Origin of the sequence: Flavobacterium sp. (assembly GCF_035299005.1) — a bacterium.
Taxonomy (GTDB): domain Bacteria; phylum Bacteroidota; class Bacteroidia; order Flavobacteriales; family Flavobacteriaceae; genus Flavobacterium.
In genome coordinates this window covers 1-14,760 of sequence record NZ_DATGXL010000011.1, presented here as the reverse complement: position 1 = coordinate 14,760, position 14,760 = coordinate 1, and the positions used below count along the sequence as shown (strand labels likewise).

12 protein-coding genes are annotated in these 14,760 nt (G+C 34.2%); 11 read left to right on the top strand and 1 reads right to left on the bottom strand.

Going from position 1 to position 14,760, the window contains the following annotated elements; genetic code table 11:
• Nucleotides 1-499: 499 nt before the first annotated feature.
• The gene (locus VK164_RS05890) at nucleotides 500-880 is read left to right on the top strand and encodes a DUF779 domain-containing protein (protein ID WP_324208475.1); all 381 of its coding nucleotides are present in this window, start codon (nucleotides 500-502) and stop codon (nucleotides 878-880) included.
• Between the two features lie 21 nt (nucleotides 881-901).
• Here VK164_RS05890 and VK164_RS05885 read toward each other — a convergent pair whose 3' ends face one another.
• On the bottom strand, nucleotides 902-1,825 hold the full coding sequence (locus VK164_RS05885; protein WP_324208474.1) for an AraC family transcriptional regulator: 924 nt from the start codon (nucleotides 1,823-1,825) through the stop codon (nucleotides 902-904).
• Nucleotides 1,826-2,367: 542 nt separating this feature from the next.
• On the opposite strand from VK164_RS05885, the gene VK164_RS05880 reads away from it, so the two are divergent.
• The 10 genes from VK164_RS05880 to VK164_RS05835 all read left to right on the top strand — a co-directional run bounded on the left by VK164_RS05880 (nucleotide 2,368) and on the right by VK164_RS05835 (nucleotide 14,141).
• Nucleotides 2,368-3,705, top strand: a complete 1,338-nt coding sequence (locus tag VK164_RS05880) for a sigma-54 dependent transcriptional regulator (protein WP_324208473.1) — start codon at nucleotides 2,368-2,370, stop codon at nucleotides 3,703-3,705.
• A 15-nt stretch (nucleotides 3,706-3,720) separates the two neighbouring features.
• Entirely contained in the window at nucleotides 3,721-4,770 is a 1,050-nt protein-coding gene (locus VK164_RS05875) for a DUF389 domain-containing protein (protein WP_324208472.1), read from the top strand.
• 163 nt (nucleotides 4,771-4,933) lie between these two features.
• Entirely contained in the window at nucleotides 4,934-5,215 is a 282-nt protein-coding gene (locus tag VK164_RS05870) for a DUF7674 family protein (protein ID WP_324208471.1), read from the top strand.
• A gap of 114 nt (nucleotides 5,216-5,329) precedes the next feature.
• Nucleotides 5,330-5,407, top strand: coding sequence for a K(+)-transporting ATPase subunit F (kdpF, locus tag VK164_RS05865; protein ID WP_091314114.1), 78 nt, complete (start codon nucleotides 5,330-5,332; stop codon nucleotides 5,405-5,407).
• A 22-nt stretch (nucleotides 5,408-5,429) separates the two neighbouring features.
• Nucleotides 5,430-7,151, top strand: coding sequence for a potassium-transporting ATPase subunit KdpA (gene kdpA, locus VK164_RS05860; RefSeq protein WP_324208470.1), 1,722 nt, complete (start codon nucleotides 5,430-5,432; stop codon nucleotides 7,149-7,151).
• Nucleotides 7,152-7,302: 151 nt separating this feature from the next.
• Nucleotides 7,303-9,375: a potassium-transporting ATPase subunit KdpB gene (kdpB, locus tag VK164_RS05855; protein WP_324208469.1), complete on the top strand. Its 2,073-nt coding sequence runs from the start codon at nucleotides 7,303-7,305 to the stop codon at nucleotides 9,373-9,375.
• An 87-nt stretch (nucleotides 9,376-9,462) separates the two neighbouring features.
• Nucleotides 9,463-10,017: a K(+)-transporting ATPase subunit C gene (locus tag VK164_RS05850; protein ID WP_324208468.1), complete on the top strand. Its 555-nt coding sequence runs from the start codon at nucleotides 9,463-9,465 to the stop codon at nucleotides 10,015-10,017.
• Between the two features lie 8 nt (nucleotides 10,018-10,025).
• Nucleotides 10,026-11,096 carry a porin gene (locus tag VK164_RS05845; RefSeq protein WP_324208467.1) on the top strand — a complete coding sequence of 357 codons (1,071 nt, stop codon included), beginning with the start codon at nucleotides 10,026-10,028 and terminating at the stop codon, nucleotides 11,094-11,096.
• 96 nt (nucleotides 11,097-11,192) lie between these two features.
• Nucleotides 11,193-12,320: a sensor protein KdpD gene (locus tag VK164_RS05840; protein ID WP_324208466.1), complete on the top strand. Its 1,128-nt coding sequence runs from the start codon at nucleotides 11,193-11,195 to the stop codon at nucleotides 12,318-12,320.
• 102 nt (nucleotides 12,321-12,422) lie between these two features.
• Nucleotides 12,423-14,141: a sensor histidine kinase gene (locus VK164_RS05835; RefSeq protein WP_324208465.1), complete on the top strand. Its 1,719-nt coding sequence runs from the start codon at nucleotides 12,423-12,425 to the stop codon at nucleotides 14,139-14,141.
• The last annotated feature ends 619 nt before the right edge of the window (nucleotides 14,142-14,760 follow it).

Below are 14,760 nucleotides of genomic sequence, written 5' to 3'. Positions count from 1 at the left end.
TTTTATTTTTTGGAACACAGATTGGAAAAATGTGAGAATTTTTTAAATTTTTAATGGTTATAAATCTTTAGAAATTCCTTGACTCTATTGTCACCCTTAGCTTATTCGAAGGCTAATGGAAAACATAACGCTTTTTATTTTTTGGAACACAGATTGGAAAAATGTGAGAATTTTTTAAATTTTTAATGGTTATAAATCTTTAGAAATTCCTTGACTCTATTGTCACCCTGAGCTTAGTCGAAGGCTAATGGAAAACTTAACGTTTTTTATTTTTTGGAACACAGATTGGAGAAATGTGAGAAATCTTTAAAATTTAAAATGGTTATAAATCTTTAGAAATTCCTTGACTCTATTGTCACCCTGAGCGTGGTCGAAGGCTAATGGAAAACATAACGTTTTTTATTTTAGGAACACAGATTTGAGAAATTTTAGTAATTTTTAAAATCTTTAATGAATGTGTTGTTGTGTTTATATTTGCTGATGTGTTTAAATTTAAGATATGGAAAAAGTAAAACGATTAGATGCTACACAGAAGGCATTGGATTTATTAGACAGACTAGCCGAAAAATTTGGCGATTTAATGTTGTATCAAGCCGGTGGATGTTGTGAAGGAACACAGCCGCAATGTTTTGAAAAGGGCGGGTTTTATTTACGCTATGGCGATGTATGTATCGGAACCATCAAAGGATTCGAGTTTTGGGTGGATAAAGATTTATTCGAATACTGGAAACACGCCCATTTTACCCTGGATGTAACCGATGGCATAGGAGCAGGAGGTTTTTCACTGGAAACACCTTACGGAAAAACATTTATAGTAAATTATAGATTGTTTACCGAAGAAGAAGCTCAAAACCTAGAAGAAATAAGGTTGAATGAGTAATGCTCTTCACTAATCACTCATTTACCCATTATAATTCATCAACTGATACTGTTTTGGGGTGACGCCTTCGTATTTTTTGAACAATCGGATGAAGTAATTGCAATCTTCAAAACCGGTGGCATAGGATACTTCGGAAACGTTAATATTGGGATTACTTAGTAGTTTTTTTGCGTATTTTATTTTTTCATTCAATATAAACTCTATTGGGCTCATGCCTAATTCTCGTTTGAAATAGCGGTAAAAAGAGGTTGTACTCATACAAGCTTTGTCGCTCAATTCTTTGAGATTGATGTTTTCTCTAATGTTACTTTTTATAAATGCAATGGCGGGTGTAATCGGACTATTGCTGTCAATATATTTTTCGCTCTCAAAACGCTTGGTGGTCTGCGTTTGGATGATTCTAATGATTAACTCTTGTAGGGTTAAATCGGCAATAGCGTCTTTGGTGATAGAATTCCCCATACATTCTTTAATCAGCTTGTTAATGGTTCCCGCTAATTCAACGTTGTTGTAAAAGAAATAGTTTTCGTGATCCAATTTCCACAAGTTACTTTTGCCTTCTTTTGGGTATTTTTCGTTAAGAAAATCTAACGTATTGGTGATAATGTTATTGTCAATTGCCAAAGCAATACACTGAGTAGGATTGTCTTTTGAAGCTTCTGGAAAATCAATTTTCATTTCGGCATTCGAGGGTACAATCACTGTCTCACCTGGAAGGTATTCAAAGCTTGGGTCTTCAAACAAATGCATTACTTTCTTACCTCGCAACATACTCGTAACCACCAAGTCATTAAACTTTAACGGTACCAAATCCGATTTTTGATAGGTTTCAAATATGTTTAATTCGCAATGGTCTAATGAGAATATGGTGCGGTTCTCAACCAAAGTTTTTAACGACTTTTCGTGAGTAAGCGCAGGTGTATGTAACAATGTTTTAATCGACATGCTAAAGCAATATTTTTACTAAAGTATTAAAAAAAATATTATGTTGGTATATGATTGGCGTGGTTTTTCATTTTTCAGGAACACAGATTGAAGAAATTTTAGAAATCTTTAAAATCTATATGGAAAATTTAAAAGAAATATATTGACACGATTGTCACCCTGAGCGCAGTCGAAGGCTAATGAAAAGGAATTTAAATATTGTATTTAGCTTCAGGTTTTTGGAACACAGATTGATGGAATTTTAGAAATCTTTAAAATCTTAACCGCACTTAATTAAACATAAGGTTGCGCTTATGCTTATATTTACTTACATCACTTATAGGGTTTAAAAAAAATGTTTGGCACGCGGATTAGAAAAATTCAAGTAATCTAAAAAAACCTAAAAGGTGAGATATCTTTGAAAATGCATCGTTTTGATTGTTGTTTGATGTCTCTATGGAAATGTTTTTTGTGGCTTAATAGCAAAAGGGTTGGTAATTGACTCACTTTGTAAATAGATAAAAAAATATAGCTAATTTTGCATGAATAAATTTTGAAACCTTTTGAGAAATATAGTAATCATTGATGACGAAGATAAACTTCGAGGTTTGCTTTCTAGAATTGTAAAAGCGGAAGGTTTTGATGTGCTTGAAGCAGCTGATTTAAAATCTGGTTTCAAGAAATTGGAACACAACGATGTAGATGTAGTACTTTGTGATGTTAAATTGCCTGATGGTAATGGTGTTGATTTTCTTCAAAAAATTAAAGCAAGTTTTCCGCTTACAGAAGTAATATTGTTAACAGCCTATGGCAATATTTCAGATGGCGTTCAAGCCATGAAAAATGGGGCTTTTGATTATATTGTGAAGGGAGATGATAACGATAAAATTATTCCCTTACTGTATAAAGCATTTGAAAAAGTACAACTGCAAAAGAAAGTAAAACAACTCGAAAAGCGAATCTCTGATAAATATTCTTTTGAGACCATCATCGGGAAATCTAAAGCCATTGAACAAGTAATTGATTTGGCTAAAAAAGTGGCTAAAACCAATTCAACGGTATTATTAACAGGTGAAACGGGTACTGGTAAAGAAGTTTTTGCCCAAGCTATTCATGAAAATAGCACGCACGCCAATAAGTCATTTGTAGCGCTAAATTGTAGTACGTTTAGTAAAGAAATTTTAGAAAGTGAATTATTTGGACACAAACAAGGGGCGTTTACGGGTGCTATCAAGGATAAAAAAGGGTTTATTGAAGAAGCTAATGGAGGTACATTGTTTTTAGATGAAATAGGAGAGATTCCCCTAGAATTGCAAGCAAAATTGCTTCGTGTTCTAGAAACCAATGAATTTATTCCAATTGGAGATACCACACCTAAAAAATCTAATTTCCGTTTAATAGCTGCCACAAATAGAGATTTGAAGCAAGAAAGCGAAGCCCATCGTTTTCGTTCCGATTTGTATTTTAGGCTAAATATTTTTGAAATAAATATTCCACCATTGAGAGAACGTGTAAAAGATGTTTTGCCTTTGATACATTTTTTTGTAGATAAGTTTTCTTCTGCAATTAACAAAAAAACAATGCGAGTGGATGATAGTTTTAGACATAAGTTAGAAACTTATCATTGGCCTGGCAATGTACGTGAGCTCAAAAATGTAATTGAGAGGGCTGTTATTTTAGCTAATGACGATATTTTAACGGTTGATGTTTTACCTTATGAAATCCAGCACCAATCGGATCATACAACCAAGTCTATGTCGGCTTTTTCTATGAGTAGTGTAGAAAAATTACACATTCAAAAAGTTTTAAATTATACAAATGGAAATAAAGCAGAAACCGCTCGGTTACTTGAAATAGGTATTGCTACTTTGTATCGAAAAATTGAAGAATACAATTTATAAGTTATCCATAATAATATGACAAGTAAGTTAGCTGTAGTAAAAAGATATATCCGAACCATTGTAAATTTAAAAACGGATCAAGAGGCGGAGCAAATCACGTATGATGAAATAAAAACTGGAGCCATTTTTAAAGGTACTAATTTGTGGATTATGGCTTTTGCCATTTTTATCTCATGCATTGGTTTAAATATTAATTCTAAAGCCGCAGTTATTGGTGCAATGATAATTTCTCCTCTAATGGGACCAATTTTTGGCATTGGGTTTTCATTAGGAACATTAGATAGTGAGTTATTACAGTTAAGTTTAAGAAATGCTTTTCGAATTGTAATCATTTCAATTTTATGCGCTACACTATATTATGTGCTTTCTCCATATCATATCGCAACTGATGAGTTGTTGTCTTTTTCCAAGCCAACAATTTTTGATATCTTTTTAGCTTTCATTGGGGGAATGGCCGGAATGATAGCTATCTCTCGTCATGATGGCAATAGGGTTTTAGTTGGAATTGCAGTTGCAACCGCTTGTATTCCTCCATTATGTACTGCGGGTTATGGTATAGCAACATTACAATGGGAATATATTTTAGGAGGCTTGTACACTTATTTTATCAATGCTCTTTTTATTTGTTTGGGATGTTATTTAATAACTCGCTATTTGAAGTTTTCTAAATTTACAGAAAGTAATATTAAACATATTAATAGCTATTTTAGTATACTTGCTTTCATTGCAATTATACCGGCACTTTATTTAGCCTATAACCTTTGGACCATAAATGTTTATACTGATAGAGTTAACTATTTTATTGCACATGAAATCGAAAAATCGCATCACGTTATTCATACTTCTGTAGATGCCGAGACTAAAAAGATAATTGTTGATGTAGTGGTCGATGAATATGAAGAAAATCTTTCAAGAAAAATAATTTCACAACTTAAAAAATATGGTTTAGAAGGAAGTAAAATAGAAGTATTCCAAAGTTTAAAAGCAATCAATAATCGTTCAGAGATTGAGGCTTTACAACTGCAGTTAAATGCCCTCAAGAAAGAACTGCAACAGTTGAAATAAAACTACTTATTTTGATAAAAGCCTATCATTTTGATAGGCTTTTTTATTGGGCTGATTTTTAGTAAAACCATTTATTCTTTTGTTTTACAATATGTTATGTTTTGGTTTTGGTTTATGGAACACCTTTTGGCATAAGCGATGAAGAACCTATAAATTCATCTGTATGAGAAATAAAATGAATACCATTTACAAACAAGCCGAACGCTTTGCGGCAATCACCAACAAAGCTATTATTTCTGGAAATATTGTAAGAGCTAAAAAACTCTTGAATATAGCGGAAGATCTTTTAGAAACTGGTAGCCATGAAACCAAAGAAGTAATTGCAACGGTATATGTTTATTCGGTTTCAACCTTTATGGAAATACGTCACTGTAGTATTTCAAATCTATTTCCTAAAGGATTAAAGACGGAATATATTAAGCAAATCAATGCCAGTTCGGTATAATAGTAACCCTAAAATTAAATAAACATGTTGAGCACTATCCTATTACTTGCATTGGGTGTTTTACTCTTTGCAATTTGTTTTAAATCGGTCGAATTTTTTGAAAAAGTATAAATTATGATAGCACTATTTATTGTCGCGTTAGCTGTATTTGGCTACTTGGTTTATGTCTTAATTAAACCCGAAAAATTTTAAACATTCTTAAAATAATTAAATTATGAACACAGAAATTTTTGGTGTTGTAGCGGTTTTTTTTCTAACCATAGTTTTGTCAATTCCTATTGGGAAGTACATTGCAAAAGTATATTTAGGAACTAAAACATTTTTAGACCCAATATTTAACCCCATTGAGCGCTTGATTTTTAAGATAAGTGGTATCAATGACAAAGAAGAAATGAATTGGAAGCAACACCTAAAAGCACTTTTGAGTGTCAATTTAGGATGGTTTATTCTTTGTTTTTTTGTGCTCCTTTTTCAAGGAAGTTTACCCTTAAATCCCGATGGAAACCCATCAATGAGTCCCGATTTAGCTTTTAATACCGCTATTTCATTTGTAGTCAACTGTAATTTGCAACATTACTCAGGTGAGACGGGTTTGTCTTACTTGGGACAATTAATGTTGATGTTCTTACAATTTGTTTCGGCAGGGGTTGGAATGGCCGCCGCCGCAATGGTTTTCAACGCCATGAAAGAGAGAACTACCGAACATTTGGGTAATTTCTACAATTATTTTATCAAAAGTTGTACGCGTATTTTATTACCATTAGCAGCTATTGTTGCCGTAATATTAATTTTTAGTGGAACTCCAATGACATTTGAGGGAAAAGATTCCATTACAACCTTACAAGGCGACTCGGTTGAAGTTTCTCGTGGTCCTGCCGCTGCTTTTATCGGAATCAAGCACATTGGGACCAATGGAGGTGGTTTTTTCGGAGTTAATTCAGCACATCCATTTGAAAACCCAACTTATCTTACCAATGCTGTAGAACTTGTAGCTCAATTATTAATTCCATTTGCAATGATATTCGCATTAGGGTTTTATCTCAAAAAACGTAAATTTTCTTATGTAGTTTTTGGTGTAATGACTATTGGATTTTTGCTCTTGGTCATTCCTACAATTAGTTCCGAATTAAGCGGAAATCCAGCCATTACCAAGATGGGAATTACCCAAGCAACTGGGGCAATGGAAGGTAAGGAAGTACGTTTCGGACCTGCTATTTCAGGTTTTTGGAGTATTGCTACTACGGTAATTTCTACAGGTTCTGTGAATAGTATGCACGATAGTTCAATGCCAATGTCGGGAGCAATGCAATTATTATCTATGATGGTAAATGCTTTTTATGGCGGATGTGGTGTGGGATGGTTGAACTTTTATATTTTCATTATTCTTGCTGTTTTCATTTCCGGCTTAATGGTTGGTAGAACCCCTGAATTTTTAGGTAAAAAAATTGAAGCCCGTGAAGTAAAAATAGCCGCTTTTATAGCCATTCTTCATCCTTTATTGATTTTATCTGGAACAGCGTTAGCCTCTTATCTTGCAGCTAATGATACTGCTATGGGGTATTGGTTTAACGGAAATGCAACAGGTTGGCTAAACAATCCAGGCAATCATGGCTTTTCTGAAATGCTTTATGAATTTACCTCAAGTTCTGCCAATAACGGTTCAGGGTTTGAAGGTTTAGGTGATAACAATCCGTTTTGGAATATATCTACAGGTATTGTGTTGCTATTAGGTAGATTTTTACCAATTATTGGTCCGCTTGCCATCGCAGGATTATTAGCCAATAAAAAATACATTCCAGAAAGTGCCGGAACTTTAAAAACAGATACAACTATTTTCGGAATTATGGTTTTTGCTGTAATCGCAATTATTGCTGCTTTATCTTTCTTCCCAGCATTAGCTTTAGGACCATTAGCAGAATATTTTACATTAAAATAAATAATGATTGTATAATGCAAAAATGTATAATGTATAATGCAAAAATGTAGTTCTGAGTAATGATATTTAAAGTTTTAAATATTTTATTATTAATAATCAAACACAACAATACAATATACATTTTACAGTATACTATTAAAAAAAATAAAAAATGACTAAAAATAAATCCAATTCATTATTTGAAAGTAAGCAAGTAAAAGAAGCATTCGTGCAATCTTTTGTGAAGCTTAACCCAAAAGTAATGTTCAAAAACCCAGTAATGTTTACGGTTGAAATTGGGACTGCCATTATGTTTATAGTGTGTATTGCCATCTTAATGGGTGCACAAAATCAAGGTAGTTTCACTTATAATTTCATAGTATTCATAATACTATTCTTAACCCTTTTGTTTGCCAATTTTGCAGAAGCAATAGCAGAAGCTAGAGGAAAAGCACAAGCCGATAGCTTGCGAAAAACGAGAGAGGAAACACCTGCCAAAAAAATCACAGCTGTTGGTAAAATTAGCCCTTCAGAAATAGAAATGGTTTCTTCTTCTCAACTGAAAAAAGGCGATATGTTCTTTTGTGAGGCTGGGGATGTGATTCCAACCGATGGTGAAATTATTGAAGGTTTAGCCACTATAGATGAAAGTGCTATTACAGGAGAAAGTGCACCAGTGATTCGGGAAGCAGGTGGTGATAAAAGCTCTGTTACTGGTGGCACAAAAGTGTTAAGCGATAAAATCATCGTTAAAGTAACCACAGAACCTGGCGAAAGTTTTCTTGATAAAATGATTGCTTTAGTAGAAGGTGCAAGCCGTCAAAAAACACCGAATGAAATTGCTTTAACAATTTTGTTAGCCGCTTTTACTTTAATTTTCGTCATTGTGTGTGTAACCTTAAAACCTTTTGCGGATTATGCCAATGCACCAATAACTATTGCTGCTTTTATTTCTCTTTTTGTGTGTTTGATTCCAACAACCATTGGAGGATTATTATCGGCAATAGGTATTGCAGGAATGGATAGAGCTCTGAGAGCTAACGTAATTACTAAATCAGGAAAAGCTGTTGAAACTGCCGGTGATATTGATGTGTTGCTTTTAGATAAAACAGGAACCATCACTATTGGAAACAGAAAAGCTACTAACTTTTATCCTTCCAATGGTGTTTCTCAAGAAGAGTTTATCCAATCAGCCGTACTGAGTTCTTTGGCAGATGATACTCCTGAAGGGAAAAGTATTCTTGAGTTAAGTGAAATGTTAGATGTAAAAGGTGAAATGAAAGCAAGCATCTCACATCTCACATCTCACATCTCGCAAACAATAAAATTCACCGCAGAAACGAGAACTTCGGGTGTAGTTTTAAAAGATGGAACCAACATCAGAAAAGGGGCTCAAGATGCTGCTAAAAACATTTCGGAACAGGCAGGATACAAATTCCCAGAAGATACCGCTAAACAAGTCATTGAAATTTCTTCTAATGGCGGAACACCCTTAGTAGTCATCAAAAACAGTCAAGTGCAAGGGGTTATCGAATTGCAAGACATTATTAAAACAGGAATGAAAGAACGTTTTGATCGTTTGCGCAAAATGGGTGTAAAAACGGTTATGGTAACAGGCGATAATCCTTTAACTGCTAAATTCATTGCAGAGAAAGCTGGAGTAGATGATTTTATTGCAGAAGCGAAACCAGAGGATAAAATGAATTACATCAAAAACGAACAACAAAATGGTAAATTGGTTGCTATGATGGGAGATGGAACTAATGATGCACCTGCTTTAGCGCAAGCCGATGTTGGTGTAGCCATGAATAGTGGCACGCAAGCTGCCAAAGAAGCAGGAAATATGGTCGATTTGGATAATGATCCCACCAAGTTAATTGAAATCGTAGAAATTGGAAAACAATTATTGATGACGAGAGGAACATTAACTACTTTCTCCATTGCGAATGATGTGGCCAAATATTTTGCTATAGTTCCAGCTCTTTTTATAGCATCCATTCCAGCATTACAAGGATTGAATATTATGCATTTGCATAGTCCAGAAAGTGCCATTTTATCAGCCGTAATTTTCAATGCCATTATTATTCCAATATTAATTCCGTTGGCATTACGTGGTGTAGATTACAAGCCCATTGGCGCGAGTGCTATTCTAAAAAGAAACCTTTTAATCTATGGTTTAGGAGGAATCATTATACCATTTGTTGGGATTAAATTGATTGATTTAGTGGTAGCAATGTTCTTTTAAGTGTGTGAGAAGTAAAAAGTAAAAAGTAAAAAGTATTAAGTTGTTCCATATTTTGCAACTCATATTTTACATTAAATAAATAAAAAAATGAAAAATATAACATCAATAATAAAGTTTACTGTTTTAATAGTAATTTTGTTTGCAGTAGTTTACCCTTTAGCCATGTTAGGTATAGCACAATTGGCTCCCAACCAAGGTAAAGGCGAAACCATTTCGGTAAATGGTAAAGTAGTTGGTTATCAAAAAATAGGTCAAAAATTTGATAAAGCCAACTATTTTTGGGGTCGTCCTTCAGCAGTTGATTATAATGCAGCGGGTAGTGCGGGAAGTAACAAAGGACCAAGTAATGCTGATTATTTGGCACAAGTTCAAAAGAGAATTGACACTTTTTTAATAGCTCATCCGTATTTGAAAAAAGCAGATATTCCCTCTGAAATGGTAACGGCATCAGGTAGTGGATTAGATCCTAATATTTCGCCACAAGGCGCTTTAATTCAGGTAAAAAGAGTTGCAAATGCTAGAAAATTATCGGAAGAAAAAGTAATGCAATTAGTAGAAAAGATGAGTAACAAACCAACAGTGATGGGAACCGAGACCGTAAATGTTTTAGAACTGAACATCGCTTTAGATCAATTGAAATAAGAGTAACAATGAAAAAAATAATATATACCTGTTTAATAGCTTGTGTAGGCACGATTGCAAACGCCCAAGAAGTCAATCCCTTTACGTTTTCTGGTTATATAGATACGTATTATAGCTATGATTTTGGTAATCCTGACAATCATACACGTCCCGGGTTTATGTACAGCTATAACAAACACAATGAAGCGACTTTAAATCTAGGATATGTAAAAGCCAGTTATTCCAAAGGAATTGTCAGAGGTAATTTTGCCCTTATGGCAGGCACTTACGCACAATATAATTTGGCTACTGAACAAGATGCATTGAAAAACATTTTTGAAGCAAATATTGGGATTAAACTTTCAAAAACTGCAAATCTATGGGTTGATGCTGGAATTATGCCTTCACATATCGGTTTTGAAAGTGCTATTGGAAAAGACTGCATGAACTTAACCCGAAGTATTTTAGCCGAAAACTCACCTTATTACGAAGCAGGTGTAAAATTAGGATATACTTCTGCCTCTGAAAAGTGGTACTTGGCAGCGATGTACTTAAACGGTTGGCAACGCATTCAAAGGATTGATGGCAATCAAACACCCGCTTTTGGCACACAAGTTACTTATAAACCTTCTGGAAAAGCAACATTGAATTGGAGCACTTTTGTAGGAAATGAACAACCTGATACGGATAGAAAATGGCGTTATTTTAATAACTTCTACGGTCAATTCAAAGTTTCTGAAAAAACCAATATTGTAGCAGGTTTTGATATAGGTGTGCAACAAACAACTAACAGCAGTAGCGATTATGATACTTGGTATTCACCTGTGCTTATTGCGCAATACAAACCTACCGCTAAAATTCAATTGGCAGCAAGAGGTGAATATTATCAAGATAAAAATGGTGTAATTATTGCAACGGGAACACCAAACGGATTCAAAACTTTTGGGTATTCGGCTAACTTTGATTACTTAGTAGCAGATAATGTACTGTTTAGAATTGAAGCGCGTGCATTGAATAGTAAAGATGAAATCTTTTTGAAGGATGGAAATCCTACCGATAATAATACTTTTTTGACTACATCATTAGCTATTTCGTTTTAAATCATTGTAAACCGTATATTGTATTATTGTATATTGATTTTCAGTTCAGTATACAATAATATGATATACAATAAACAGTAATACAATTCTTCAAAAATGGATGCTGAAAAAGAAAAAAACGTAAAACATTTCCTAGACCTAATTCAAAAATCAAGAAAAGGGAAATTCAAAGTGTATATTGGTATGAGTGCAGGGGTAGGGAAAACCTATCGCATGCTGCAAGAAGCACATACGCTTTTGAAAAAAGGAATTGATGTTAAAATAGGTTACATCGAAACCCATAACCGTAAAGAAACTCATGATTTGTTGGCAGGACTTCCCGTGATTCCTCGTAGAACGCTTTTTTATAAGGGAAAAGAACTGGAAGAAATGGATGTACAAGCCATTATCAATTTACGCCCCGAAATTGTAATTGTTGATGAATTGGCACATACCAACATTGAAGGCAGCAAAAACGAAAAGCGTTGGCAAGATGTTTTGGAAATCTTAGAAGCGGGTATTAATGTAATTTCGGCAGTAAATATCCAGCACATTGAGAGTCTTAATCAAAATGTGAAGCAAATTACCAATGTGGATGTGCAAGAGCGTGTGCCTGATAATGTGTTGCGCCTAGCTGATGAGGTAGTGAATATTGATTTGACCTCAGATGAATTGATTACTCGTTTAAAAGAAGGCAAAATTTATACACCAGATAAAATTGAAACAGCATTAAACAACTTTTTTAAATCCGATCAAATCCTTCAATTGCGTGAATTGGCATTAAAAGAAGTAGCGAGCCAAGTGGTGCGAAAAGTGGAAAATGAAGTACCTAAAAATACTGCTCTCCGCCACGAAAAATTACTGGCGTGTATCAGTAGTAATGATAAAACGGCTAAGAAAGTAATTAGAAAAGCAGCGCGATTGGCTAGCTATTACAACAGTATTTGGTATGTACTGTATGTGGAAACCCCCAATGAAAGTAGCGATAAGATTGCATTGGATAAACAGCGCCATTTAATCAATAACTTTAAGATGGCTACCGAGTTAGGTGCAGAAATTATTAAAGTTCAAAACCCAAAAATAACGGATGCAATTCTAGACGTTGTAGCCCAAAAAGACATTACCACTGTGTGTATTGGTAAACCTCACTTAAATTTATTTAAAGTAATTTTGTCTTCCACTGTGTTTAATAAATTATTGAATAACCTTTCTTCTTCTAACATTGATCTTGTGATTTTATCTTAGAAGTGCGGAGTGAGAAGTGCGGAGTGCGGAGTGAGAAGTGAGAAGTGAAAAAGGTGAGATTAAAGTTCACTGTTAAATTTCACAGTTAAACAATTCAAAAAAATGCGAATAAAAACCAAATTAAATCTAGGCGTAGGGTTATTGTTTTTACTAATAATAATCCTTTCTTTATTGAGTGCTTTTTATATTCACTCTATCAAAAAAGACACGCAGAATATTCTCAAGGCCAATTATGAAACGCTGGAGTATTCTCGGAATATGCTTTTGGCATTGGATGCTATCCCTAAGGACAAGTCAAAAGCGGTTGCTGTGTTTGAGATGAATTTAAACAAGCAATTGCAAAATATTACCGAGTTTGGTGAAGACAATGCTACGTACCAATTACGGGATAATTTTCGGTTCATGAAAGCCCATCCGCTATCGGATAGCATCATGTCTCAAATGCACCAAAACATTTTTGAGATTATGAAGCTCAATATGGATGCCATCAAACAGAAAAGTGATGTTGCCAAAAAAACAGCCGAAACGGCTAACTTTTGGGTCATTCTTATAGGGGTATTTTGTTTTCTTATTGCATTTAATTTATTGGTGAGTTTACCCAATAACATCGCAAATCCTATAAAAGAACTAACGTCTAGTATTCAAGAGATTGCTAATAAAAATTATTCTGAACGGGTACACTTTTTAGACCATAACGAGTTTGGTGATTTGGCACGTTCGTTCAATACCATGGCACAAAAATTAGAAGAATACCACAGTAGTAATTTGTATAAACTTTCGTTTGAGAAAAAGCGATTAGAGACCTTAATCAACAATATGCATGACCCGATTATAGGGTTAGATAATCAGGAGGTGATTTTGTTTGTAAATGATGAGGCGTTAAAAATTATCGGATTAAAGCAGGAGGAAGTTATTGGTAAATCGGCGGTGCATTTGGCATTGGAAAACGACTTGATACGTACATTATTATCTAATGCAACCAGTTTTCAAAAGACATTACCTATCAAAATATTTGCGGATGGGAGAGAAAGTTATTTTGAAAAAGAAAGGGTTAACATTACCATAACCCCAACAGGTGAAGATAAAACCATCACTATTGGTCATGTTATTATTTTGCGCAACATTACTATATTTAAAGAATTGGATTTTGCAAAAACAAACTTTATTGCCACTGTTTCTCATGAATTAAAAACACCTATTTCGGCAATTAAATTGAGTTTACAACTTTTAGAAAACAAAGCAACGGGCACAATTAATGAGGAACAAAAACAATTGATTGAAAGTATAAAAGACGATAGCCAACGCTTATTAAAAATCACAGGTGAGTTATTGGATATTTCGCAATTAGAAACGGGTAACATCCATTTGAGTATTGAGAAAAGTAATCCGTATCAAATAGTTGATTATGCCGTTGATGCGGTAAAAGTTCAAGCAGAACAAAAACAAATAACCATTCAAATAGATGCGGATGCCAATCTTCCAATGGTAAAAGCGGATGCAGAAAAAACGGGTTGGGTTTTGATTAATTTTTTAACCAATGCAATCACGTATTCGCCCATGCAAGGTAAAATAATTGTCAAATTAAAAGCCGAAAATGAGCAAGTGATTTTTCAGGTTCAAGATTATGGCAAAGGCATCGATAAGCGCTATCAGTCGAAAGTTTTTGATAAGTATTTTCAAATACCAGGGAGTAACAAATCGGGTACAGGCTTGGGCTTGGCAATAAGTAAGGAGTTTATTGAGGCTCAGAATGGTACTATTGCTGTGGCAAGTGAGTTGGGATTAGGGAGTACTTTTAGTATTGGATTGAATAGTGTTTAGTTGGGCATTGCACTTTAATTGTAGCGTTTTTCATTTTTTAGGAACACAGATTGAAGAAAATGAAGTAATTTTTAAAAGCTATAGGGGAAATCTTAGAGAAATATATTGACACGATTGTCACCCTGAGCTTGTCGAAGGCTAATGGAAATGAATTTTTCAGGTTTCAGGTTTTTGGAACACAGATTTAAGGAATTTTAGAAATTTTTAAAATCTATAGGGATACTCTAAAAGAAATATATTGACACGATTGTCATCCTGAGCTTGTCGAAGGCTAATGGAAAGGGATTTTTCAGGTTTCAAGTTTTTGGAACACAGATTGAAGGAATTTTGAAAATTTTTAAAATCTTAAATTTACTTAGCGTTGTACTTATTTTTATCTTCATTTATATGTTTCAATAAATTAGCACGCGGATGAAACGGGTTTGCTTTGCAAAGCGCTGGTGGTGACGGATTTTTGATGGGGGATGGTGTTGAGGGCGTTGCACTTGAATGGTGGCGGATTTTTTTAAAGAACACAGATTGAAGGAATTTTAGAAATCTTTAAAATCTATATGGAAAATCTTAGAGAAATATATTGACACGATTGTCATCCTGAGCTTGTCGAAGGCTAATGGAAAGG